The organism is Streptomyces sp. NPDC058052 (assembly GCF_042885515.1).
In the GTDB taxonomy this organism is placed as follows: Bacteria; Actinomycetota; Actinomycetes; order Streptomycetales; family Streptomycetaceae; genus Streptomyces.
This window is the reverse complement of the sequence record NZ_JBHVRX010000053.1, coordinates 1-22,661: the sequence shown is the minus strand read 5'-3', so window position 1 is coordinate 22,661 and position 22,661 is coordinate 1. Positions and strand designations below refer to the sequence as shown.

The following is a 22,661-nucleotide window of genomic DNA, read 5'->3' as shown; positions in this document are numbered from 1 at the left end:
CGGCACCCCGTGCCGGGCCGCACCGTGGCTTACGGCACGGTTCACCTCGCGTTCACTCTCCACGGCTGGCCGCTTCACCTGATCTGCCTAATTTCGGCCTTACGCGGTGCACGGAGCCTGACGATGCACCCACCACCCGACACGCGCCGCCCTCGAAGCGACGGACACCCGGTCCGGTCACGGCGGCTTCTGGAAGGAACCCCCGAAAGTGAAGCTTTCGCGCAAGAACGGGCTTCGCGCCTCCGCGATCGGTGCCCTCGTCGTCTCCGGCGCGCTCGTCCTCTCGGCGTGTGGCTCGGACAACAACAACGAGCCCACCAAGGGCGGCGGCGAGAAGACGTCGGCCGCGGCGTCGAACATCAAGTGCGACGGCGCCAAGGGCCAGCTGCTCGCCGCGGGCTCCAGCGCGCAGGAAAACGCGATGGACCTCTGGGTCAAGAACTTCCAGGCCGCCTGCGAGGGCGTCGAGGTCAACTACCAGGGCATCGGCTCGGGTGGCGGCATCACCAAGTTCAACCAGGGCCAGGTCGCCTTCGCGGGCTCCGACTCCGCCCTGAAGGACGAAGAGGTCGCCGAGTCCAAGAAGATCTGCAAGGGCGGCACCGGCGTCAACCTGCCCATGGTCGGCGGCCCCATCGCGATCGGCTACAAGCTGGAGGGCGTGGACAACCTCGTCCTGGACGCCTCCACCATCGCGAAGATCTTCGACACCAAGATCACCAAGTGGAACGACCCGGCGATCGCCAAGCTGAACCCGGGCGCCAAGCTTCCCGACTCCACCATCCAGGCGTTCCACCGCTCGGACGAGTCCGGCACCACCCAGAACCTGGGCAAGTACCTCTCGACCGCCGCCGCGGCCGACTGGAAGTACGACCCGAAGACCAAGTCGTGGCCCGCCCCGGGTGGCCAGGCCGCCAACGGCTCCTCCGGTGTCGCCCAGGCGGTCAAGAGCGCCGAGGGCTCCATCGGCTACTTCGAGCTCTCGCACGCCACCGCCAACAAGATCGCCACGGTCAGCGTCAACACCGGCGCGGCCGCCCCGGTCGCCGCCACCTCGGAGAACGCCTCCAAGGCCATCGCCGCCGCCAAGGTCAAGGGCACCGGCAACGACGTGGCCCTCTCCCTCGACTACGCCACCAAGGCCGAGGGCGCCTACCCGCTGGTCCTCGTCACCTACGAGATCGCCTGCGACAAGGGCAACAAGGCGGAGACCCTGCCGACCCTGAAGGCGTTCCTCAACTACGCGATCAGCGAGGAGGGCCAGAAGGTCCTCACCGACGCCGACTACGCGCCGATGCCGGCCGAGATCGCGGCCAAGGTCCGCGCGATCGTCCCGACCCTGTCCTGAACCCCGGCCGGGGGCGGCCCCTCACCTCCCGTGGAGGTGCCTCCCCCGGCATCCGGTGCACCGCCGCCAGGAGCCGTACCCCGTACGGCTCCGCAGACCGGAGAAACCGATGGTTACCACGACACCACCTGCCATGGACAAGAACAGGAGCCGGCGCGCCAGGAGCGCGGCCCGCCCCGGGGACCGCATCTTCAGCGGCCTCTCCAAGGGCTCCGGCATCACCCTGCTCGTCATCATGGCCGCGATCGCGGCCTTCCTGACCTACCGCGCCGTCCTCGCCATCTCGGAGGACAGCACCAACTTCTTCACCACCTTCGAGTGGAACCCGGCCGGCGACCCGCCGGTCTTCGGCATCGCCGTCCTCGCCTTCGGCACGATCGTCTCCTCGGTCATCGCCATGGCCATAGCCGTGCCGGTCGCCATCGGCATCGCGCTCTTCATCTCGCACTACGCGCCGCGCAAGCTGGCCAAGCCGCTCGCGTACGTGGTCGACCTGCTCGCCGCCGTGCCCAGCATCATCTACGGCCTCTGGGGCGCGATCTTCCTCGTCCCCTACCTGGACGGCCTCAACCAGTGGCTCGACCAGTACCTGGGCTGGACGTACATCTTCGACAAGTCCGCCGACGGCGTCGCCCGCAACCTCTTCACCGTGGGCATCCTGCTGGCGATCATGATCCTCCCGATCATCACCAACGTGACCCGCGAGGTCTTCCTCCAGGCCCCGAAGATGCACGAGGAGGCCGCGCTCGCCCTCGGCGCCACGCGCTGGGAGGTCGTCCGCATGGCCGTGCTGCCCTTCGGCCGCTCCGGCATCATCTCCGCCTCGATGCTGGGCCTCGGCCGCGCGCTCGGCGAGACGATGGCCGTCGCCGTCGTCCTCTCCCCCAGCTTCGTCCTCTCGGGCCACCTCCTCGACCCGGGCGGCGGCACCTTCGCCCAGAACATCGCCGCGAAGTTCAACGAGGCCAACGAGTTCGGCCGGGACGCCCTGATCGCCTCGGGTCTCGTCCTCTTCGTCATCACCCTGCTGGTCAACGGCGCGGCCCGGTGGATCATCGCCCGCCGCAAGGAGTACTCGGGGGCCAACGCATGAGCCACGCCGTCCAGGATCGCCCGGTCACGTTCGCCAAGCCGCGCGGCCCCCTCTCCCACGCCCGCCTCCCGCGCTGGACCCCGCTCGCCGTCGCGGCCGGCTCCGTCGCCGCCGGCGTCGGCATCGGCATCGGCGCCGGCTGGCACAGCAAGGTGCAGTGGGGCCTCGTCTCCGCGCTCCTCTTCGTCCTGGTCACCTACGCCGTCACCGCCAAGGTGGAAGGCGCCCGCCAGGCCAAGGACCGCGTCGCCACCAGCCTCGTCTGGGTCTCCTTCGTCCTCGCCGTCATCCCGCTGCTCTCGCTCGCCTGGGTGACGATCAGCAAGGGCATGGAAGTCCTCGACGGCTACTTCCTCACCCACTCGATGAACGGCGTCCTCGACGCCGAGGCCGGCGGCGGCGTCTACCACGCCCTCCTCGGCACCATCGAGCAGGTCGGCATCGCGACCCTGATCGCCGCGCCGATCGGTCTGCTCACCGCGGTCTACCTGGTCGAGTACGGCACGGGGAAGCTCGCCAAGGCCGTCACCTTCTTCGTCGACGTCATGACGGGCATCCCGTCGATCGTCGCCGGCCTCTTCATCCTCGCCACCTGGAACCTGATGCTGGGCTTCGGCCCCTCCGGTTTCGCCGGCGCGATGGCCCTCGCCATCCTGATGATGCCGGTCGTCGTCCGCTCCACCGAGGAGATGCTCAAGCTCGTCCCGAACGAGCTCCGCGAGGCTTCCCTCGCCCTCGGTGTCCCGAAGTGGCGCACGATCCTGAAGGTGGTCCTCCCCACCGCGATCGGCGGCATCACCACGGGCGTCATGCTCGCGGTCGCCCGCATCACCGGTGAGACGGCCCCCGTCCTGCTCCTCGTGTTCGGTACGAAGCTCATCAACCCGAACCCCTTCGAAGGCGCCCAGTCCTCTCTGCCGCTCTACGTGTACGAGCAGTACGCGGTCGGCACCGACGCCGCCGTGGCCCGCGCCTGGGCCGCCGCGCTCGTCCTGATCGCCTTCGTCATGATCCTCAACATGGTGGCCCGCGGCATCGCCCGCTGGAAGGCCCCGAAGACCGGCCGCTGACCGCGGCGACTGGAAGTGAACTGATATGGCCAAGCGAATCGACGTCAGCGGCCTCTCCGCCTACTACGGCAGCCACAAGGCGATCGACGACATCTCCATGACCGTCGAGCCCCGCTCGGTGACGGCCTTCATCGGCCCCTCCGGCTGCGGCAAGTCCACCTTCCTGCGCACCCTGAACCGCATGCACGAGGTCACCCCCGGTGGCCGCGTCGAGGGCAAGGTGATGCTGGACGACGAGAACCTGTACGGCTCCGGGGTCGACCCGGTCGCGGTCCGCCGCACCGTCGGCATGGTGTTCCAGCGCCCCAACCCCTTCCCCACCATGTCGATCTTCGACAACGTGGCGGCGGGCCTGCGCCTGAACGGCTCCTACAAGAAGGCCGAGCTCGCCGAGATCGTGGAGCGCTCCCTCAAGGGCGCCAACCTGTGGAACGAGGTCAAGGACCGCCTCAACAAGCCGGGCTCCGGTCTCTCCGGCGGTCAGCAGCAGCGCCTGTGCATCGCCCGCGCCATCGCGGTCGAGCCGGAGGTCCTGCTCATGGACGAGCCCTGCTCGGCCCTCGACCCGATCTCGACCCTCGCGATCGAGGACCTCATCGGCGAGCTGAAGGAGCGCTTCACGATCGTCATCGTGACGCACAACATGCAGCAGGCCGCCCGCGTCTCGGACCGCACCGCCTTCTTCAACCTGGCCGCGGTCGGCCAGCCCGGCAAGCTCATCGAGCTGGACGACACCGAGCGCATCTTCTCCAACCCGAGCGTCCAGGCGACCGAGGACTACATCTCCGGCCGCTTCGGATAGCCAGAACGTCCCGCCCGTGCGCGGCGGCCCCGGGAGCGCCCACACCGCCCCCGGCCCCCCGCGCGCACGGTGCCGGGCAACCTCGTCGTCGGTGCTGCATGGCGGTGCCACCGCACGACGAAGGGCCCGGCTCCCCCCAGGGGAGCCGGGCCCGACCATTTCCAGCCATCCACCGGCCTCAGCCGAAGAAGAGCTGCACCACGTAGAAGCTGAGCGCCGCGACGATCGCCGCGGCCGGCATGGTGATGAACCAGCCCAGGATGATGTTCTTCGCGACGCCCCAGCGCACCGCGTTCACCCGCTTCGTCGCGCCGACGCCCATGATGGCGGAGGTGATGACGTGGGTCGTCGAGATCGGCGCGTGGAAGAGGAAGGCCGAGCCGAACATGATCGACGCGCCGGTGGTCTCCGCGGCGAAGCCCTGCGGCGGGTCCAGCTCGATGATCTTGCGGCCGAGGGTCCGCATGATGCGCCAGCCACCCGCGTACGTACCGAGCGAGAGCATCACGGCACAGGCGATCTTCACCCACACCGGGATGTCGTCCCCGGCGTCCTGCACGTCGGCGATGACCAGGGCCATCACCACGATGCCCATCGTCTTCTGGGCGTCCTGGAGACCGTGGCCGAGCGCCATGCCCGCCGCCGAGACGGTCTGCGCGATGCGGAAACCGCGCTTGGCCTTGTGCGGGTTGGCCCGGCGGAACATCCACATGATCGCGCACATGACCAGGTAACCGGCGACGAGACCGACGACCGGCGAGATGAACATGGGGATGACGACCTTGTCGAGGACGCCGCCCCAGATCACCTCGGTGCCGCCGGCGAGCGCCGCACCCACCATGCCGCCGAAGAGGGCGTGCGAGGAGGAGGACGGAAGGCCGAAGTACCAGGTGACCAGGTTCCAGATGATCGCGCCGACGAGCGCGGCGAAGAGGATGCCCATCCCCTTGTCGCCGTGCGGCGTCTCGATGAGTCCCTCACTGACCGTCTTGGCGACCCCGCTGCCCATGAAGGCACCGGCGAGGTTCATGACCGCCGCCATCGCGAGGGCCGCGCGCGGGGTCAGCGCCCGCGTCGACACCGAGGTGGCGATCGCGTTGGCGGAATCGTGGAAGCCGTTCGTATACGTGAAGCCGAGCGCGACACCGATGGTCACGATCAGGGCGAAGGTGTCCACGAAGCCTCAGGACTCCTTGACCGCGATGGTCTCCACCGTGTTCGCCACGTGCTCGAAGGCGTCGGCCGCCTCTTCCAGCACATCCACGACCTGCTTCAGCTTGAGCACCTCGATGGCGTCGTACTTGCCGTTGAAGAGGTGGGCGAGCAGCTTGCGGTGGATCTGGTCGGCCTGGTTCTCCAGCCGGTTGACCTCGATCCAGTACTCGGTGAGGTTGTCCATCGTGCGCAGGTTCGGCATCGCCTCGGCGGTCAGCTCCGCCGCCCGGGCCAGGACCTCGATCTGCTGCTCGACACCCTTGGGCAGTTCCTCGATGTTGTAGAGGACGACCAGGTCGACGGCCTCCTCCATGAAGTCCATGATGTCGTCGAGGGACGAGGCGAGGGAGTAGATGTCCTCACGGTCGAACGGCGTGATGAACGAGGAGTTCAGCTGGTGGAAGATCGCGTGGGTGGCGTCGTCGCCGGCGTGCTCCGCTGCCCGCATCCGCTCCGCGATCTCGGCCCGGGCGGAAGGCTCCGCCCCGAGCAGTTCCATCAGGAGCTTCGAGCCCGTGACGATGTTGTCCGCGGACGCGGCGAACATGTCGTAGAAGCTCGTCTCCCTGGGGGTCAGACGAAATCGCACGTGAGGTCCTCGGGGTGCTGGGTTTCGGTCAGGCTGATGCTAGGCGCATCATCCGGCCACGGCTAACCGGCGTCCTCTCAGTGTCGCCCATCAGGCACAGTGATCTGCACGAGACCCCCGCCCCCCATTCGGCGGGGATCGGTACCATATACCCACGAGGGGTATACACCCCCTTATCTGGACAACGGGAGGACGCGATGACGACCACCGAGGCGGACCAGGTCACCCCCGAGGCCGTCGAAACCGTCGAGCCGGCCGACCACGCCCACGGGGTGCACGGCTACCACAAGCAGAAGGACGAGCACCTCAAGCGGCTGCGGCGGATCGAGGGCCAGATCCGCGGTCTCCAGCGGATGGTCGACGAGGACGTCTACTGCATCGACATACTCACCCAGGTCTCGGCCTCCACGAAGGCGCTGCAGTCCTTCGCCCTCCAGCTCCTGGAGGAGCACCTGCGGCACTGCGTGGCGGACGCGGCGGCCCACGGCGGCGACCTCGACGCCAAGGTCGAGGAGGCCACCAAGGCGATCGGCCGGATGCTCCGCACCTGAACCCCCGGGACGCGCTCAGCCGGCCGGTTCGACCCGGAGCACCTCGTCGATCAGGTCGGCGCTGAGCCGTTCCCCGTCTGCGGCCGAGGCGGCGATGATCAGCTCGCCGCACAGCTCTATCTCGGCGAGGGCGACGCGGTCGGGGTCGGCGGTCGCGGTTGCGGTACCGGGCGGAGCCACGCGCATTCACCCTCTTCCTGCCGGAGTCGGTGTCCCAGCGTACGGATCGGGCCACGGACGGCGCATGACACGGACGGACCATTTGGCGATGGTCCGAACCACGCGCCGGTCCGGCGGGCCCTCAGACCTCGACCTTGCCCGCGTAGATGTCCCGACCGTCCGGCAATGTCACCGCGACCCGCGCCCCGAAGCCGTACAGCAGCGTCGTCGACGCGACGGCGACCGTGCGCCCCTGGTTGCTGAAACTGAACTGGTGCCGGACCTTCCGCAGCCGACCCGCGCCGTCGAGGTACGCGTCGAAGGGCACGGCGTCGGTGGTGAACCCTTTCGCCGCCGCGACGAGCGCGCCCCGCAGCTGCGGTGCGGCGACCCGGGCCGCCGCACCGATGTCGGCGACGCCCCGGTAGTGGCGCACCCGCACGCCCGCCAGCTCCGTCTCCCCCACGTACGTCACCTCCCGCGCCCCGCGCAGCAGCTCGGCCGCCGCGCCCGGGTCGGTGGCCCCGCCGGTGACCAGATTGCCGTCGTCGAGGGTGGTGGTGTCGACCCGCACCCACTTGTCGGCGGGGACGCCGGCGCCCCGGTTCTTCATGTAGAGGGCGCCGGGGGTGAGCAGCTCGGTGATCGGCCGGTGCTCGCTGGTGCCGGCCGCGTCCTTGGGGAGCACCACCTGGAGGTGGCCGGTGCGGCGGCGGAAGTCGTAGCCGCCCTCGCCGCGGATGGTGACGCGGGTCCCGCCGGCGGCCATCTCCATCGCGGTCGACGTCTTGGAGGTGCCCGCCCGGAGCAGGGCGTCGGCGGCGCCCCGCACGGCGCCGGCCGGGTCGGGCAGCGGCTCGGGGTCCTCGGCGGCGGTACACCCGGTGACCGCCGCGGCGACCAGGGACGCGGTGACGGCGAGCGCTCCGCCGCCGAGCCCGCGCGGACGCGTGTACCGCTGCACCACCATCGCCCGTCAACCCCCAAAAGCCTGGATTCCCGATGCGCATAACGACGGCACGGGCGAGCCGTCACGCGCAGTACGGTGGGGGCGTGCATGAGCAGCCCGCGACCGGTCCGCATCACACGACGACGCAGGAGCGCGGCTCCTTCGCCCTGGCCCGCTGCAGCTGCGGCTGGTCCGGCCCGGCCCGCCGCTCCCGCGACCGCGCCCGCACCGACGCCACCGAACACGTGGACGCCACCGGCCGGCGGGAAGTCCGCCCCTAGGCCGTCCCTCTCGGATCCCGCCGGGGCTCGTCCCAGGTCCTGTCCGGAGAGTCCCGCCTGGCGCGACAGGCTTCTAGGCCGCGAGGCCCTTCTCGCCCCGGCCGTCCTCGGCGGGGCCGCCGAGGCGGGGTTCGGGGATGCCGACCGTCTCCGTGCGGGCGGCCGTGAGGACGTCGGCGCGGCGGGAACGGACCAGCCACGCGCCGCGGCGCGACCGTCCGACGGCGGTGACCAGCGGGGTGAGCAGCGCCAGGGTCAGCGGGGCGAGGAGCAGGGCCACGGCGGTGCCGAGGGCGAAGCCGCCGATGACGTCGGTCGGGTAGTGGACGCCCATGTAGACGCGGGCGAAGCCCTCGGCGAGGGCGAGGCCGATGGCCGCGAGGCCGAAGCGGCGGTGGGCGACGAAGAGGGCGACGGCGATCGCCATCGCCATCGTGGCGTGGTCGCTGACGAAGGAGTAGTCGGTCTTCCCCTCGATCAGGACCTCCAGGCCGTCGTGGTCCTCGAAGGGGCGGGGCCGCTCGACGAAGCCGCGGATGGGGATGTTGACCAGGAGGGCGACGCCGGCCGCGAGCGGGGCCCAGACGATGCCGGCGACGGCCGAGACGGAGTCCGCGAAGGTGCCGCGCCGGCGGACGCTCCACCAGCACCAGAGCACGACGAGGACCATCGCGAGCATGATCCCGTACTCACCGGTGAACTCCATGACCCGGTCGAACCACGGGGGAGCGTCCTTGGCCAGCCCGTTGATGTCGTACAGCAGGCCGACATCGGGACTCGAACCGTCCGATGCGAGTTCAGCCATCTGCCGCGGCCCCTTGCTCTCGTTTCCTGGTTTCCAACCCCCGTGGTCAGACGTGGTCAGACATGGTCGGACGTCGTGCGACGCGGTGCGACGTGGTCGGAGTCGTCACAGGAGGGAACGAACCTGCTGAGGCGCGCGTTCCGCCCTTTCCCGTGGATCATGATGACGTTACCGAAGAGTGACGCTTCCCCGCAGCTCAGGGCCTGTGCCTGACGGAGAGTTCCGGCCAGTCGGTCCGTCAGATCACGCGCGTGCGCCGGGAGGACGGGTGGGCAGGGCGGCGGCGCCGTCCTTGGTGACCCGGGTCGCCCCGAAGTAGTCGGGCGTGTCCATCCGCGTGAAGCGGATCACCGCGCCCGTCCGCGGCGCGTCGATCATGTAGCCGCCGCCCACGTAGATGCCGACGTGACGGATCGCCCGCGAGTTCGTCAGGTCGTCGGAGAAGAAGACGAGGTCACCGGGGAGCAGCTCGTCGCGGCGCGGGTGCGGACCGGCGTTGTACTGGTCGTTCGCCACGCGCGGCAGCTCGACCCCCACCTCGCGGTACGCCGCCTGCGTCAGGCCCGAGCAGTCGAAGCGCCCGCCCTGCGCCGCCGTTCCCGTACCGCCCCACAGGTACGGGGTGCCCAGCTTGCCCTGCGCGAAGTGGATCGCGCCCGCCGCCTGCTGCGAGGGCGCCACCCGGCCCTGCGGGCGGGCGAAGCTCTTCTCCAGCGACCGGATGACCCGCACGTAGTTCTGCGTCTCCCGGTACGGCGGAACCCCGCGGTACTTGATGACAGCGTAGGCGCCCGCGTTGTACGCGGCCAGCATGTTGCTCGCCGGGTCGCCGGGCACCTTCTTCACGTAGCCGGCCAGCGCGCAGTCGTACGAGGCCGCCGAGGGGATCGCGTCCTGCGGGTCCCAGATGTCCTTGTCGCCGTCGCCGTCCCCGTCGATGCCGTGGCTGGCCCAGGTCCCGGGGATGAACTGCGCGATGCCCCGCGCGTCCGCCGGCGACACGGCCCGCGGGTTCCAGCCGCTCTCCTGGTAGAGCTGCGCCGCGAGCAGCGCGGGGTTGATGGCCGGGCAGAGGTTGCCCCAGCGCTGCACGAGCCCCTGGTACATCGTCGGCACCGCGCCCTTGGCCAGCGCCACCGTGCCGGTCGTCGCCGACCCCGCGCCCCCGAGGAAACCGGCCGCCGCCGCGTACGTACCGACCAGCAGCAGGGCCAGGAACCCGGCACAGAGCCCGAAGGCCCCACCGGCCAGCAGCCACGCCTTGCCCGCCCTACGCACCGTCAACCACCCCTCGGTCCCTGGCAGTACGACCCGACGGACCAGTCTAGGCGGCGCCCCCGCCGTCCGGGGCGTCCCACGACGCGACGGCGCGACCCCGCCGGTCCGCGCGCCCGGCACGGGAGCACCCCGCGTTCGGCCCCGGGGCGCCGGACCGCACGTCCCGCGCGGGTGCCCGACGCGGCCCCAAGAGTGCAACAACGACAATCATTGCCCGGAGTCACCCCCCGTGATACACAGAGTGACCATACGCTTCTTCGTATCGAATCCGGCCGCACCACCGCAGGTCAAGACGGTCAGACCGGTCAAGTGTGCGGGGATCGGGTAAAGAGAGCCGCCAAGCCGTCACACGCGAGCGGTTTCATCAGCGAAGATAGTGGCGATGACCCATGCCGTCCGGCAGGGGTGACCAACGACCCGACAGGGGCGGTGAGTTATATGTACCTGGCGGCCGAGAAGGGCGACATCACCACCATCATCGGTGGAATCGCCCCGAACTGGGGTCCTTTCGGGAGCCTGGGCGCCGAAGCGAAGATCATGATCGAGGTCGTGATGGCCGTGGCCATCCTGCTCTGTCTCGGCATCGCCATCTGGGGCGCGGCCAAGCAGCGTATCGGCGCGACCGCGCTCCGCGACACCTTCAGCGCCGAACAGGGCAAGGGCCTGATCGTCGCCGGCCTCACCGGCGTCTTCATCATCGGCTCCCTCGGAACCCTCTTCACCATCGTCTACGGAATGGCGATCTGACCGTCCGTCGCCCGACGGACGGCCATCCAGCACCACAGTCGTACCCGCGAACGAACGAGGGGGCGTACCCGGCATGAGTCCCGGCGACGAGCACGACGGCTACGGCGGCTCGGGCCAGACCCGTACCCGCCTGCCCGAGGGCAACACCGGTGACGTCCACGGCGGCACCCGCCGCCCCGCCCGCGGCTCCCGCTCCCTGCTCACGGCGGTGGGCGTGGTGGTGCTGCTCGTCGCCGCCATCGCCTTCGCCAACCGCGGCGGCGGCGACCCGGCGGACTCGGCCCCCTCGTCCGGCACCCCCGGCAAGTCCGCCACCGCCGCCACCGGCACCCGCCCGGTCACCGGCACCGACGGCACCGTCCCCACCGGCTACGCCCACGACGAACAGGGCGCCCAGAGCGCCGCCGCCAACTACGCGACGGCCCTGGGCTCCACCGACATGTACCAGAAGGGCCCCCGCGAGGCCCTGATCCGCGCGGTCTACGCCCCCGAGGTGGCGGACACCCGCGTCACCGACCTCGACAAGGGGTACGGCGACACGGCGCTCCTGGGCCGCATGGGCCTCCAGGCGGACGGCACCGCGCCCCAGGGGCTCACCTTCGTCGCCCGGACCATCCCCGTGGGGACCAAGGTGGAGTCGTACACGCAGGAGCGGGCGACGGTGTCCGTATGGCACTCCTACCTCTTCGGCCTCGCCGGCGAGGAGTCGAGGAACCCCGTCTCCGAAGCCTGGTACACCAAGACCTACGACCTCCTCTGGACCGCCGGCGACTGGAAGGTCGTCGACGTCCGCCAGAAGGACGGACCCGTCCCGGTCGGCCGGGACCAGCGGGCCTCCTCGGCCCAGGACATGGCGGACGCCGTCGAACAGTTCGGAGGCTTCACCTATGCCCGGTAGGCCCGCCGCCCTCCTCACCCGCGCCGCCGCCGTCCTGGGTTCCGCCCAGGTGGCCGTCGTCCTCCTCGCGGGCCGAGCACTCGCCGACCCCACCCCGACCGCCCCTGCCACCCCCTCGCCCACCCCCACCCCCGCACCGAGCAACAGCACCAACCCCTGCGAGCTGCTCAGCGACACCGCCCGGGACTACTGCGAGGGCCAGGGCACGGGCGGCACCGGCGGCGGAGGCTCCTCCAGCGGCACGGTCAGCGACCCGGCGAACGCCCTCGACCCCCTCTCCTCCCTCGCCCGCGGCTGCGCCGACGCCGCCGTGGCCGTCGTCGACTACCTCTCGAAGGCGGTGAAGGAGACCGCGGAGGTCGACTTCACCAACACCGAGTTCCTCTCCCGCTACGCCGTCGTCTTCGCCGCCGCCACCTTCCTCACCGTCCTCCTCTGGCTCCTCGCCGTAGCCAAGCGGGCCATGCGCGGCGTGCCGCTCACCACGGCGCTCTCCGAGGCCATCGGCTTCCTCTGGCTGACGGTCCTCGCCTCCGCCTTCACCCCGCTGGTCCTCTACACCGTCGTCAACGCCACCGACGCCATCACCGAGGTCATCGCCTCCGGCACCGGCCAGCAGACGGACGTGTTCTTCGGCGCGTTCAAGCAGGCTCTCCAGAAGGGCGACAGCATCAGCGGCGGACCGATCATGCTGATCATCGTCAGCCTGGTCACCGTCCTCGCCGCCGGCGTGCTCTACCTGGAGCTCTTCCTCCGCGCCGTCCTGCTCTACGTCGGCGCCCTCCTCGGCGTCGTCGTCTACTCCGGCCTCGTCGACAAGAACATGTGGGGCCACGTCCGCCGCTGGGCCGGCATCATGATCGCCGTCATCCTGGTCAAGCCGATCATCGTGATCGTCCTCGGTCTCGCCGGCGCGCTCTCCTCCGGCACCGGACCCGACTCCTTCTCCGCCGTCGTCTCCGGCCTCGCGATCATCCTGCTCGCCATCTTCGCCTCCGCGATGATCTACCGCTTCGTGCCCGGCTTCGGCGACGAGATCGTCGCCTCCCGCAACAACCGCCTCCACCGCGCCGGGGAGAACGCGGCCGCGGCCGTCATCTCCTCGCCCGCCTCCCTGGTCTCCCAGGGCATCAAGACCCACAGCACCCGCGACAACGGCTCCGGCGGCGGCCAGGCATCCTCCTCCGCGGCCGCCCGCCCCGCCAACCAGCTCTCCGGCGGCGTCGCCGCCCACAGCAGCCGTTCCGGAGACTCCCGCGGCGGCGCGGGCTCCACGCCCCCGCCCCGCAGCAGCAGCCCCACCGCGGGAACCCCGCACAGCAACCGCAAGAACTCTGGAGGTGCAGGGCGTTGACGACCCAGTCCCAGCCGGTCACGCCCCGCCGCACGTATCTCGTCGGCCGCGCCCGGCCGAACGCGATCGTCGGCAAGAACCGCGAGACCGGCGAGATCGCCCTGATCGTCGCCGGCGCCTTCCTCGGCATGATGAGCGGGCTCCTCATCCCCCTCCTCCCCCTGCGGATCGCGCTCCTCGCCGGACTGCCGATGCTCGCCATCGCCGCCGTGTACCTCCCGTACAAGCAGCGCACGTTCTACAAGTGGTTCGAGATCAACCGCAGCTACAAGCGGATGCTCAAGCGCGGCACCGCCTACCGCTCCGCCGCCGCCGAGTCCGGCACCCGCCTCGACGGCCGCGAGGTCGAGGTCGGCCCGCCGCCCGGCATCGGCCGCGTCAGCTGGCTCGCCGCCCCCTTCGGCCCCGACGAGATCGCCGTTCTGCTGCACGCCGACCGGCGCACCGTCACCGCCGCCATCGAGATCGAGGGCCCCGGCGTCGGCCTGCGCGACTCCGAGGACCAGGAGGCCCTGGTCGACCGGTTCGGCACCCTCCTCAAGCACGTCGCCAACGGCGACGGCTTCGTCACCCGCCTCCAGATGCTGGCCCGCACCCTCCCCGCCGACCCCGACGCCCACGCCAAGGACGTCGCCCAGCGCGGCGACCCGACCGCGCCCGGCTGGCTCCAGGAGTCGTACGACCAGCTCCAGTCGATGGTCTCCACCTCCAGCGAGCAGCACCGCGCCTACCTCGTCGCCTGCATGCACTACACCCGCGACCTCGCCGCCGAGGCCAACGCCATGGCCCACGCCGCCCGGCACGCCTCCGGCTCCCGCCGCCTGGACCGCGACGGCGGCCTCGCCGTCGTCATGGCCCGCGAGCTCACCGACATCTGCGCCCGCCTCACCGAGGCCGACATCCGGGTCCGCCAGCCCCTCGGCCAGTCCCGGCTCGCCTCCCTGGTCCACTCCATGTACGACCCGGACCACCCGATCGACCACATCCAGGCCATGACGAAACGAAACGCTTGGCCCGCCGAACTCGACGCCATGGAGGCCACCTACCTCCAGGCCAAGACCCGCGAGTCCTCCACCCGCGCCCCCTGGTGCCACGCCACCGCCTGGGTCAAGGAGTGGCCCATGACCCCGGTCGGCGTGAACTTCCTCGCCCCGCTCCTCGTCCACACCCCCGACGTCATCCGCACGGTCGCCGTCACCATGGACCTGGAGCCCACCGAGGTCGCGATCGAGCGCATGCTCACCGAGAAGACCAACGACGAGGCGGAGGCGTCCCGCCAGGCCAAGATGAACCGCACCGTCGACCCGCGCGACATCGCCGCCCACGGCCGGCTCGACCAGCGGGGTGAAGATCTCGCCAGCGGCGCGGCAGGCGTCAACCTCGTCGGGTACATCACCGTATCGGCGCGCTCGCCCGAGGCCCTGGCCCGGGACAAGCGCACGATCAGGGCCTCCGCCGGCAAGTCGTACCTCAAGCTGGAGTGGTGCGACCGCGAGCACCACCGGGCCTTTGTGAACACCCTGCCGTTCGCGACCGGCATCCGCCGCTAGGGCCGAAGGGGCACCGACCGATGCGAGATCCGCTGTCCGTCCTCACCGAAGCCTTCACCTCCTTCGTCCTCGGCAAGGTGGAGACCACCCGCCTGCCCGTGCGCACCTCCACCGGGCAGGCCCAGGCCGTCTACCTGCCGACCGCCGCCCCCGGCCTCGGCGACTCCGGCGTGATCATCGGCCGCGAGGTCTACAGCGGCAAGGGCTACGTCTACGACCCCTTCCAGCTGTACGGGCAGCAGCTCCCCGCCCCCCACTGGCTCGTCCTCGGCGAGTCCGGCAACGGCAAGTCGGCGCTGGAGAAGACGTACGTGCTCCGCCAGCTCCGCTTCCGCGACCGGCAGGTCGTCGTCCTCGACGCGCAGGGCGAGGACGGCGTCGGCGAGTGGAACCTCATCGCCCAGGAGCTGGGGATAACCCCCATCCGCCTGGACCCGATGGTCGCCAACGACTCCGGGATCCGCCTCAACCCGCTCGACCCCGCCATCACCACCACCGGCCAGCTCGCCCTGCTGCGCACCATCATCGAGGTGGCGATGGGCCACGGCCTCGACGAGCGCTCCGGCTTCGCGCTGAAGGTCGCCCACGCCCACGTCAACGAGCACATCGGGGACCGCCAGCCGATCCTCACCGACATCGTCGAGCGCCTCCGCCACCCCGAGGCCGAGTCGGCGGAGGCCATGAACGTCGACATAGACGACGTGCGGGCCTGGGGCCTGGACGTCGCCCTGGTGCTCGACCGGCTGGTCGACGGCGACCTGCGCGGCATGTTCGACGGCCCGACCACGGTCGGCATCGACCTCGACGCGCCCCTGATCGTCTTCGACCTCTCGCACATCGACCGCAACTCCATCGCCATGCCCATCCTCATGGCGATCGTCGGCGTGTGGCTGGAACACACCTGGATCCGCCCCGACCGGAAGAAGCGCATCTTCCTCGTCGAGGAGGCGTGGCACATCATCAACAGCCCCTTCGTGGCCCAGCTGTTCCAGCGCCTGCTCAAGTTCGGCCGCCGTCTCGGCCTGTCCTTCGTCGCGGTCGTCCACCACCTCTCCGACGTCGTCGACGGAGCGGCGGCCAAGGAGGCGGCGGCGATCCTCAAGATGGCCTCCACCCGCACCGTCTACGCCCAGAAGGCCGACGAGGCGCGCAACACCGGCCGGGTCCTCGGCCTGCCCCGCTGGGCGGTCGAGATCATCCCGACCCTCACCCCCGGCATCGCCGTCTGGGACGTCAACGGCAACGTGCAGGTGGTCAAGCACCTCATCACCGAACGGGAACGGCCGCTCGTCTACACCGACCGCGCCATGACCGAGTCCTCCGGCCCCGCCGATCCCGAGCTGGAGTGGGAGACGGAGCAGCGCGCGCTCCTGATGGAGCGGCAGATGGACGACAGCTCGCAGTCGACGGTGGCGTGACGTGGCGGAGGCACGGCAGCAGCAGGGCGGCGGCGTCTCGGACGGGTTCCTGATCGGGCTGTTCGCCCTGATCCTCGGCCTGGCCCTGCTCGTCTGGTCGGCGACCGGCCTGTCCGCGTTCCTCGCGCACGGCGCCTGGCCGGACGGGGTGGAGCTCACCAGCACCCCGCCGGCCCTCCGCTCCCTGGTGGCCGCCCCGACCGACCTCGCGGCGGCCTGGCCGGCCACCCCGCCCGGCCAGCTCTCCGGCTACGGCCTCTTCTGGGGCCTGGTGATCGGCCAGGCGATGATCCTCGTCGTCCTCGCGGTCTTCCTGCTCGGGACCTTCGCCCGCTGGCGGGCCGTCCGCGCCCACCGCAGGGCGAACGCCACCGCCGGCCGGCGCCCCCCGGTGCGCGACCCGGACCCGGCGCACGAGCCGGCGTACGAGCCGCCGCCGGCCCCCGCGCCCGCCCCCGCGCCGGCCCCGGTGCGGGAGCCCGTACGGGAACGGCCCGAGCCCGCCCCCGTACCCCTCCAGAAGACCTCACCGCCGGGACCGGCACCGTCACCCGCACCGGTCCCGGCTCCGGCACCGGCTCCGGCGCCCGTGCTCCCGCCGGACGGGTCCCCCACCGTCTACGGCCCGCCGGAGACCCGCCGGCCGCTCGCCATACAGGCCGTCCGCGACGCCGAGGGCCCGGTCCTGGTGGTCACCTCCGACCCCACCGTCTGGGCGGACACCAAGGACGTGCGCGGCAAGCTCGGACCGGTCCTCGTCTACGACCCCGGCCACCTCTGCGACACCCCGGCCCGCCTCCACTGGTCCCCCTCCGAGGGGTGCGCCGACCCGGACACCGCCCAGGCACGCGCCGCCGCCCTGCTGGCCCCGGTCCGTCCGCACGCCCGTCTCGACGCGGCCACCGCCACCACCGCCGAAACGCTCCTGCGCTGCTGGCTGCACGCCGCCGCCGTGGACGGCCGCCCGTTCCGCCAGGTCCACCGGTGGGCCCAGGGCACCGACGCCCACGAGCCGGTACGGATCCTCCGCGGCCACCCCAAGGCAGCCTCCGGCCTCGCCGGTCTGCTCGAAGCGGCGCTCACCGCCCACCCGGAGAGCCGCCGCCTGGCCCAGGAACTGACGGCCCGCGCCTTCTCCGCCTTCTCCTCGGTCCACATCCGCGAGGCATGCACCCCGAATCGAACGGATTCGCTGGCCCTGGCATCTTTCCTCGCCGAGGGGGGCACCCTCTACGTGGTGGGCGAGCCGATCGAGGATCCGCGCACCCACCCGGGCGCGATGCCCCTCCTCACCGCGCTCGCGTCGCACGTGGTCGAGCACGGCCGCCGCATGGCCGCACGGTCATCCGACGGTCGGCTCGACCCACCACTCACGCTGGTCCTCGACGACGTCGCCGCCGTGGCCCCCCTCCCCGACCTCCCGGCCCTCCTCGCCGACGGCCCGCACCGGGGCCTGCCCACGCTCGCCCTGATGCGCTCCGCGGAACAGGCCCGCACCCGCTGGCCGGAGCGCTCGCTCCGCTGAACGGCCCGGCGGGAAGGCTCAGGGCTACGCGGGCCGCGCCAGCACGTGCTCCAGGTCGCGCTCCTCGCCCGAACCGACCGTGTCCGCTCGGCCGCCGGTCGCCACGAAGCCGAAGCGCCGGTAGGCCGCGGCCGCCCGGACGTTCTCCTCGTGGACGTACAGCCGCGCCCGCTCCACACCCGCGTCCAGCGACCACGCCCACTCCAGGACCGTCGCGAGCAGCGCGTCCACCAGACCGCCGCCGCGCGCCTCCGGGCGCACGTACACCCCCACCACATCGATCTGAGGCACCGTCACCGGATCGCCGAACAGACTCTTCCCGTCCTCGGGGAGCTCCACGAAGACCGTGACCGTCCCGGCCCAGCGCCCGTCCGGCCCCTCGGCGACGAACTGCCGGATCCGGCCGCCCCGGTCCTCCGAACCACCCTCGGCCCGCTCCTGCCAGAACACGTCCGGACGCGCCTCCGCCTCCTCGTACGACTCCACGAAGGCGAGCGGCGCCACCGGGTCCCGCAGCGCCGCGAGGCGGAGCTCCCGCACCCGCCGCCACTCGCCGGAGCGGATCGCGCGGAGCGCGTACTCCCCGTGCCGGGCCGCCGGCGGCAGCAGCTCGTACTCGTCCTCGTACGCACCCGTGCCGCCCGGCATCGGCACCCGGTCGCCCGAGGCCACGAAGCCGAACCGCCGGTAGAAGGCGGCGGCCCGCGCGTTCTCCTCGTGGACGTACAGCCGCACCCGCCGGATCCCGTCCACGGTCCACGACCACTCCACGGCCGCCCGGAACAGCGCGTCGATCACGCCGCCGCCCCGCGCCTCGGGCCGCACGAACACCCCCACCAGGTGCGTCTGGTCGACCTTGGCCGGGTCCCCGAACCGCACCTCGTCCGAGGGCCGTTCGACGAGCACGGTGACCGTGCCCAGCCAGCGCCCGTCCGGCGCCTCGGCGACGAACTGGCGCACCCGCCCCTCCCCGGTCGCCGACGCGGCCGCCGTCCGCTCCCGCCAGAAGTCGTCCGGACGCGCGGAGGCGTCCGCGTGGGTCTCCAGGAAGGCGAGGTGCGCGACGGGGTCGAGCAGCGCGGCGAGCCGCAGCTCGCGCGCCTTCTCCCACTCGTCGGCCAGGACGGTACGGATCACGAAGTTCATGCGGCATCCTCACCCGGGGCCTCCTCCCCCCACAAGGGGAATTCGCAGCTCAGCGCCGTGCCGTCGTACCCCGGTACGACACCGCCCGGCCGGGTGGCGACCACGGTCGGACGCCCGCGCCCCGCCCTCTCCGTAGCGTCGGGACCATGATCCGAGCAGAGCGACTCACCAAGCGGTACGGCGACCGGACCGTCGTCCGGGACCTCTCGTTCACCGTCCGCCCCGGCACCGTCACCGGCTTCCTCGGCCCCAACGGCGCCGGGAAGTCCACCACCCTGCGCATGATCCTCGGCCTCGACGCGCCGACCCGCGGCACCGCGACCGTCGACGGCCGCGCGTACGCCGGCCACCCGGCACCCCTCACCCAGGTCGGCGCCCTCCTCGACGCCCGCTCCTTCCACCCGGGCCGCACCGCCTTCCACCACCTCATGGCCCTCGCCCACACCCATGGCATCCCGCGCTCCCGCGTCGAGCACGTCCTCGGCGTCACCGGCCTCGCGGACGCCGCGGGCCGCCGGGTGAAGGGCTTCTCGCTCGGCATGGGCCAGCGCCTCGGCATCGCCGCCGCCCTCCTCGGCGACCCGGCCGCCGTCGTCCTCGACGAACCCGTCAACGGCCTCGACCCGGAGGGCGTCCGCTGGGTCCGCACCCTCCTCACCTCCCTCGCCGCCGAGGGCCGCACGGTCCTCGTCTCCTCGCACCTGATGAGCGAGATGGCCGTGACCGCCGACCGGCTCGTCGTCATCGGCAAGGGCCGGCTCCTCGCCGACACCACCGTCGCCGACCTGGTCCGGGACGCGGGCGCGGCCTCCGTCCTCGTCGTCTCCCCCGACGCCGACCGCCTCCGCGCCCTCCTCCCGGCACCGGCCCGCACCACCGAGGAGGCCCCCGGCACCCTCCGGGTCACCGGGCTCGACGCGCCCGCGATCGGCCGGATCGCCGCCGCCCACGCCCTCGAACTCCACGCCCTCACCCCCGAGTCCGCCTCTCTGGAGCAGGCGTTCATGGACCTCACCCACGATTCCGTCGAGTACCAGGGAGCAGCGGCATGACGACGGCCACCACCCCGACCCCGGCCCCCTACGGGGTCACCCCGTCCCGGGTCCTCCGCGCCGAGTGGCACAAGCTGTGGACGCTGCGCTCGACCTGGATCACGGTCCTGTCGGCGGTCGTGCTCGTCCTCGGCGTCGGCATCCTGATGGGCACCACGTACACCTCCGACGGCGGCGACTCCGACGTCGACACCGTCGTCCTCACCCTCTACGGCTCCCAGCTGGGCGGCATCTGCCTCGCCGTCCTCGGCATCCTGGTCACCGCCGGCGAGTACTCCTCCGGCCTGGCCCTCGCCACGTTCACCGCCGTCCCCGGCCGGCTGCCGGTGCTGTGGGCGAAGGCGGCGGTCCTCGGCTCCGCGGTGGCCCTCCTCTGCCTCCTCACCAACCTGACGACCTTCCTCACCGCCCAGGTCTTCCTCGGCGACACCGACCAGGCCGCCGCGCTCACCGACGACGGCGTCCTCGCGGCCCTCGCCGGCAACGCGGCCGGCGTCGCCCTGCTCTCCCTGATCGCCCTGGGCCTGGGCGCCGCCCTCCGCTCGGTGCCGGGCGCGCTGGGCGCGTTCATCGGCGGCGTCCTGGTCCTCCCCGAGGTCGTCGGGATGCTCCCGTACGACGCCGTGGACACCGCGCTGCGCCACTTCCCGACCCAGGCCGCCGGCGTCCTCGGCTCCGCCACCCCCCTGCCCGGCGCCCCCTCGGCCGGAACCGCCCTCGCGGCCCTCGCGCTGTGGGCGGCGGCCGCCCTGACCGTCCCGGCGCTGTTGCTCCGCCGCCGGGACGTACGGGGATGATGACCCGGTGACGACGGAGACGACGGCGCCCAGCCGGTACGCGCACCAGCTCATCACCCGTGTCCGGGCGGCCGATTCGGCCCGCCCGTGGCTCTGGGACGGCGCGCTGACGCTCGGCTGGACGGCGGCGGCCCTGGTGGACGCGGCGGGCGGCTGGCGGAACGTGGCCCGGGACCCGTCCCTGCCCGCCGGCCTGATCGTCGCGCTGAGTCTCGCCCTCTCCCTCCCCCTGTACGCGCGCCGCCGCCACCCCACGACGGTCCTCGCCGTGATGGCGGCGGCGGCCTTCGTCAGCGAGGTGTCCGGTGCCTTCCTCCAGGCCGCGTTCCTCCAGTTCCTGCCGCTGTTCCACATCGCCCTGACCCGCCCGCCGCGCCGGCTGCTGTGGGCCTTCGCCCTGCTCCTGGCGCCGATCCTCACGGGCGCGCTCCGCTTCGACGGCGACACGTGGGACCTGCACGTCGTCCCCACCCTGTGGGCGTACGCGATCGTCGCCCTGGCCGGGATCACGGTCCGCTCCCGCCGCGACCACACCGCGAGTCTGGTGGACCGGGCCCGCCGCCTGGAGATCGAGCGCGACCAGGAGGTCCGGCTGGCGGCGGCCGCCGAACGGGCCCGGATCGCCCGCGAGATGCACGACATCATCGGCCACAACCTGTCGGTGATCACCGGCCTCGCGGACGGCGGCCGGTACGCGGCGGCGAAGAGCCCGGAGCGGGCGGCGCAGGCCCTCGACGCCATCGGCACCACGAGCCGCCAGGCCCTCGGCGAACTCCGCCGTCTGCTGGGCGTCCTGTCGGCCCCCGACGACGCCCCCGCGGCCGCCCGCACCCCCCAGCCGACGCTGGAGGACCTGGAGTCCCTCCTGGAGGGCGTACGGAAGGCGGGCCTGCCGGTCGCCGCGGAGCTGCCGGAGCCGCTCCCGTCCCTGCCGCCGGGCGCCCAGCTGACGGTCTACCGCGTGGTCCAGGAGTCCCTGACGAACACCCTCAAGCACGCGGGCCCGAACGCCCGGGCCACCGTCCGCGTGGCCGCCGGCCCGGACACCCTCCGGGTCACCGTCACCGACACGGGCACCCCGTCCGCCACCCCCGGCCAGGGCCAGGGGCTCACCGGAATGCGCGAGCGCGCGGCGCTCTACGACGGCACACTCGACTGCGGCCCCCTGCCGTCCGGTTCCGGCTGGCAGGTACGGCTCCACATCCCCCTGGCCCCCGCTCCCGCTCCCGCTCCCGTTCCGGAGGAGTCCCACCCGTGACGACGGTTCTGATCGCCGACGACCAGCCGATGCAGCGCTTCGGCTTCCGCATGCTCCTGGAGAGCCAGGACGACATCACGGTCGTCGGGGAGGCCGCCAACGGCACCGAGGCCGTCCGCCAGGTCGCCGACCACCACCCGGACGTGGTCCTGATGGACATCCGCATGCCGGGCCTGGACGGCATCGAGGCGACCCGCCGCATCGTCGCCGCGGGCGCCCGCACCCGGGTCCTCATCATCACCACGTTCGACCTGGACGAGTACGCGTACGACGGTCTCCGGGCCGGCGCGAGCGGCTTCCTGGTGAAGGACGCCCAGCCGGAGGAACTCCTCGCGGGAGTCCGCGCGGTGGCGGCCGGCGACGCGGTCGTCGCCCCCAGTCTCACCCGCCGTCTCCTGGACACGTACATCCATCACCTGCCGCCGACGCCCGCGTCCGCCGCCGCGCCCCGGGAGGATCCGCGTCTGTCGGGCCTGACCGACCGGGAGCGCGAGATCCTCACGGTCGTCGGCCAGGGCTGGACCAACACGGAGATCGCGGACCGGCTCCACCTCGCGGAGTCCACGGTGAAGACCCACGTGGGCCGCATCCTGGCGAAGACGGGAGCGAGGGACCGCGTGCAGGCCGTGATCCTGGCCTACGACACCCAGCTGGTGAAGCCGGCCTAGGCCGGGAAAAGTCCCGGTGAACGCAGAAAAGCCCCGCACCATGAGGTGCGGGGCTTTCCCACAATGATTGTTCGGCGGCGTCCTACTCTCCCACAGGGTCCCCCCTGC

General features: G+C 72.0%; 23 protein-coding genes and 1 pseudogene. 16 read left to right on the top strand and 8 right to left on the bottom strand.

The window, feature by feature from the left end; genetic code table 11:
• Positions 1-208 precede the first annotated feature (208 nt).
• The 4 genes from pstS to pstB all read left to right on the top strand — a co-directional run bounded on the left by pstS (position 209) and on the right by pstB (position 4,313).
• Positions 209-1,348, top strand: a complete 1,140-nt coding sequence (gene pstS, locus ACFVU3_RS38335) for a phosphate ABC transporter substrate-binding protein PstS (protein ID WP_390073417.1) — start codon at positions 209-211, stop codon at positions 1,346-1,348.
• A gap of 109 nt (positions 1,349-1,457) precedes the next feature.
• Complete coding sequence (gene pstC, locus ACFVU3_RS38330) at positions 1,458-2,441, top strand: phosphate ABC transporter permease subunit PstC (protein WP_390073416.1); 984 nt, start codon at positions 1,458-1,460, stop codon at positions 2,439-2,441.
• Positions 2,438-3,511 (top strand): phosphate ABC transporter permease PstA, encoded by a 1,074-nt coding sequence (gene pstA, locus ACFVU3_RS38325; RefSeq protein WP_390073415.1) that lies wholly within the window; start codon positions 2,438-2,440, stop codon positions 3,509-3,511. Before pstC ends, pstA begins: the two co-directional genes overlap by 4 nt.
• A gap of 25 nt (positions 3,512-3,536) precedes the next feature.
• Entirely contained in the window at positions 3,537-4,313 is a 777-nt protein-coding gene (pstB, locus tag ACFVU3_RS38320; protein ID WP_390073414.1) for a phosphate ABC transporter ATP-binding protein PstB, read from the top strand.
• Positions 4,314-4,491: 178 nt separating this feature from the next.
• Here the strand turns inward: pstB and ACFVU3_RS38315 are convergent, their stop codons facing one another.
• Both ACFVU3_RS38315 and ACFVU3_RS38310 read right to left on the bottom strand, forming a co-directional pair.
• Positions 4,492-5,490 carry an anion permease gene (locus tag ACFVU3_RS38315; RefSeq protein ID WP_390073413.1) on the bottom strand — a complete coding sequence of 333 codons (999 nt, stop codon included), beginning with the start codon at positions 5,488-5,490 and terminating at the stop codon, positions 4,492-4,494.
• 6 nt (positions 5,491-5,496) lie between these two features.
• Entirely contained in the window at positions 5,497-6,117 is a 621-nt protein-coding gene (locus ACFVU3_RS38310) for a DUF47 domain-containing protein (protein WP_030495503.1), read from the bottom strand.
• A 197-nt stretch (positions 6,118-6,314) separates the two neighbouring features.
• On the opposite strand from ACFVU3_RS38310, the gene ACFVU3_RS38305 reads away from it, so the two are divergent.
• A complete protein-coding gene (locus ACFVU3_RS38305; RefSeq protein WP_390073412.1) occupies positions 6,315-6,668 on the top strand; it encodes a metal-sensitive transcriptional regulator in 354 nt (117 codons plus the stop codon).
• A gap of 15 nt (positions 6,669-6,683) precedes the next feature.
• On the opposite strand, the gene ACFVU3_RS38300 is transcribed toward ACFVU3_RS38305, so the two are convergent.
• Positions 6,684-6,848 (bottom strand): hypothetical protein, encoded by a 165-nt coding sequence (locus tag ACFVU3_RS38300; RefSeq protein ID WP_390073433.1) that lies wholly within the window; start codon positions 6,846-6,848, stop codon positions 6,684-6,686.
• Between the two features lie 121 nt (positions 6,849-6,969).
• Positions 6,970-7,797: a hypothetical protein gene (locus ACFVU3_RS38295; RefSeq protein ID WP_390073411.1), complete on the bottom strand. Its 828-nt coding sequence runs from the start codon at positions 7,795-7,797 to the stop codon at positions 6,970-6,972.
• Positions 7,798-7,880: 83 nt separating this feature from the next.
• Here ACFVU3_RS38295 and ACFVU3_RS38290 point away from each other — a divergent pair, with 83 nt between their 5' ends.
• The gene (locus tag ACFVU3_RS38290) at positions 7,881-8,057 is read left to right on the top strand and encodes a hypothetical protein (RefSeq protein WP_390073410.1); all 177 of its coding nucleotides are present in this window, start codon (positions 7,881-7,883) and stop codon (positions 8,055-8,057) included.
• A 73-nt stretch (positions 8,058-8,130) separates the two neighbouring features.
• Here ACFVU3_RS38290 and ACFVU3_RS38285 read toward each other — a convergent pair whose 3' ends face one another.
• The gene (locus ACFVU3_RS38285; protein ID WP_390073409.1) at positions 8,131-8,862 is read right to left on the bottom strand and encodes a phosphatase PAP2 family protein; all 732 of its coding nucleotides are present in this window, start codon (positions 8,860-8,862) and stop codon (positions 8,131-8,133) included.
• Between the two features lie 243 nt (positions 8,863-9,105).
• On the bottom strand, positions 9,106-10,146 hold the full coding sequence (locus tag ACFVU3_RS38280; protein ID WP_390073408.1) for an NlpC/P60 family protein: 1,041 nt from the start codon (positions 10,144-10,146) through the stop codon (positions 9,106-9,108).
• A 432-nt stretch (positions 10,147-10,578) separates the two neighbouring features.
• On the opposite strand from ACFVU3_RS38280, the gene ACFVU3_RS38275 reads away from it, so the two are divergent.
• The 6 genes from ACFVU3_RS38275 to ACFVU3_RS38250 all read left to right on the top strand — a co-directional run bounded on the left by ACFVU3_RS38275 (position 10,579) and on the right by ACFVU3_RS38250 (position 17,632).
• The gene (locus ACFVU3_RS38275) at positions 10,579-10,887 is read left to right on the top strand and encodes a hypothetical protein (RefSeq protein ID WP_030495498.1); all 309 of its coding nucleotides are present in this window, start codon (positions 10,579-10,581) and stop codon (positions 10,885-10,887) included.
• Between the two features lie 73 nt (positions 10,888-10,960).
• The gene (locus tag ACFVU3_RS38270) at positions 10,961-11,785 is read left to right on the top strand and encodes a hypothetical protein (RefSeq protein WP_390073407.1); all 825 of its coding nucleotides are present in this window, start codon (positions 10,961-10,963) and stop codon (positions 11,783-11,785) included.
• Positions 11,775-13,139, top strand: a complete 1,365-nt coding sequence (locus ACFVU3_RS38265) for a hypothetical protein (protein WP_390073406.1) — start codon at positions 11,775-11,777, stop codon at positions 13,137-13,139. The genes ACFVU3_RS38270 and ACFVU3_RS38265 overlap by 11 nt, the downstream gene beginning before the upstream one ends.
• Positions 13,136-14,689: an SCO6880 family protein gene (locus tag ACFVU3_RS38260; protein ID WP_390073405.1), complete on the top strand. Its 1,554-nt coding sequence runs from the start codon at positions 13,136-13,138 to the stop codon at positions 14,687-14,689. The genes ACFVU3_RS38265 and ACFVU3_RS38260 overlap by 4 nt, the downstream gene beginning before the upstream one ends.
• A 20-nt stretch (positions 14,690-14,709) precedes the next feature.
• Positions 14,710-16,107, top strand: a complete 1,398-nt coding sequence (locus ACFVU3_RS38255; protein WP_390073404.1) for an ATP-binding protein — start codon at positions 14,710-14,712, stop codon at positions 16,105-16,107.
• Between the two features lies 1 nt (position 16,108).
• Entirely contained in the window at positions 16,109-17,632 is a 1,524-nt protein-coding gene (locus tag ACFVU3_RS38250; protein ID WP_390073403.1) for a type VI secretion protein, read from the top strand.
• 24 nt (positions 17,633-17,656) lie between these two features.
• Here the strand turns inward: ACFVU3_RS38250 and ACFVU3_RS38245 are convergent, their stop codons facing one another.
• Both ACFVU3_RS38245 and ACFVU3_RS38240 read right to left on the bottom strand, forming a co-directional pair.
• On the bottom strand, positions 17,657-18,082 hold the full coding sequence (locus ACFVU3_RS38245) for a GNAT family N-acetyltransferase (RefSeq protein ID WP_390073432.1): 426 nt from the start codon (positions 18,080-18,082) through the stop codon (positions 17,657-17,659).
• 156 nt (positions 18,083-18,238) lie between these two features.
• Positions 18,239-18,778 (bottom strand): annotated as a pseudogene (locus tag ACFVU3_RS38240) (GNAT family N-acetyltransferase); the annotation flags it as partial.
• Positions 18,779-18,924: 146 nt separating this feature from the next.
• On the opposite strand from ACFVU3_RS38240, the gene ACFVU3_RS38235 reads away from it, so the two are divergent.
• From ACFVU3_RS38235 to ACFVU3_RS38220, 4 genes are read left to right on the top strand one after another with little or no spacing between them, the layout of a single operon-like run.
• Entirely contained in the window at positions 18,925-19,830 is a 906-nt protein-coding gene (locus ACFVU3_RS38235; protein ID WP_390073402.1) for an ABC transporter ATP-binding protein, read from the top strand.
• Positions 19,827-20,627, top strand: coding sequence for an ABC transporter permease (locus ACFVU3_RS38230; RefSeq protein WP_390073401.1), 801 nt, complete (start codon positions 19,827-19,829; stop codon positions 20,625-20,627). Before ACFVU3_RS38235 ends, ACFVU3_RS38230 begins: the two co-directional genes overlap by 4 nt.
• A 7-nt stretch (positions 20,628-20,634) precedes the next feature.
• Positions 20,635-21,885, top strand: a complete 1,251-nt coding sequence (locus ACFVU3_RS38225; protein WP_390073400.1) for a sensor histidine kinase — start codon at positions 20,635-20,637, stop codon at positions 21,883-21,885.
• On the top strand, positions 21,882-22,553 hold the full coding sequence (locus ACFVU3_RS38220; RefSeq protein ID WP_390073399.1) for a response regulator: 672 nt from the start codon (positions 21,882-21,884) through the stop codon (positions 22,551-22,553). The genes ACFVU3_RS38225 and ACFVU3_RS38220 overlap by 4 nt, the downstream gene beginning before the upstream one ends.
• The last annotated feature ends 108 nt before the right edge of the window (positions 22,554-22,661 follow it).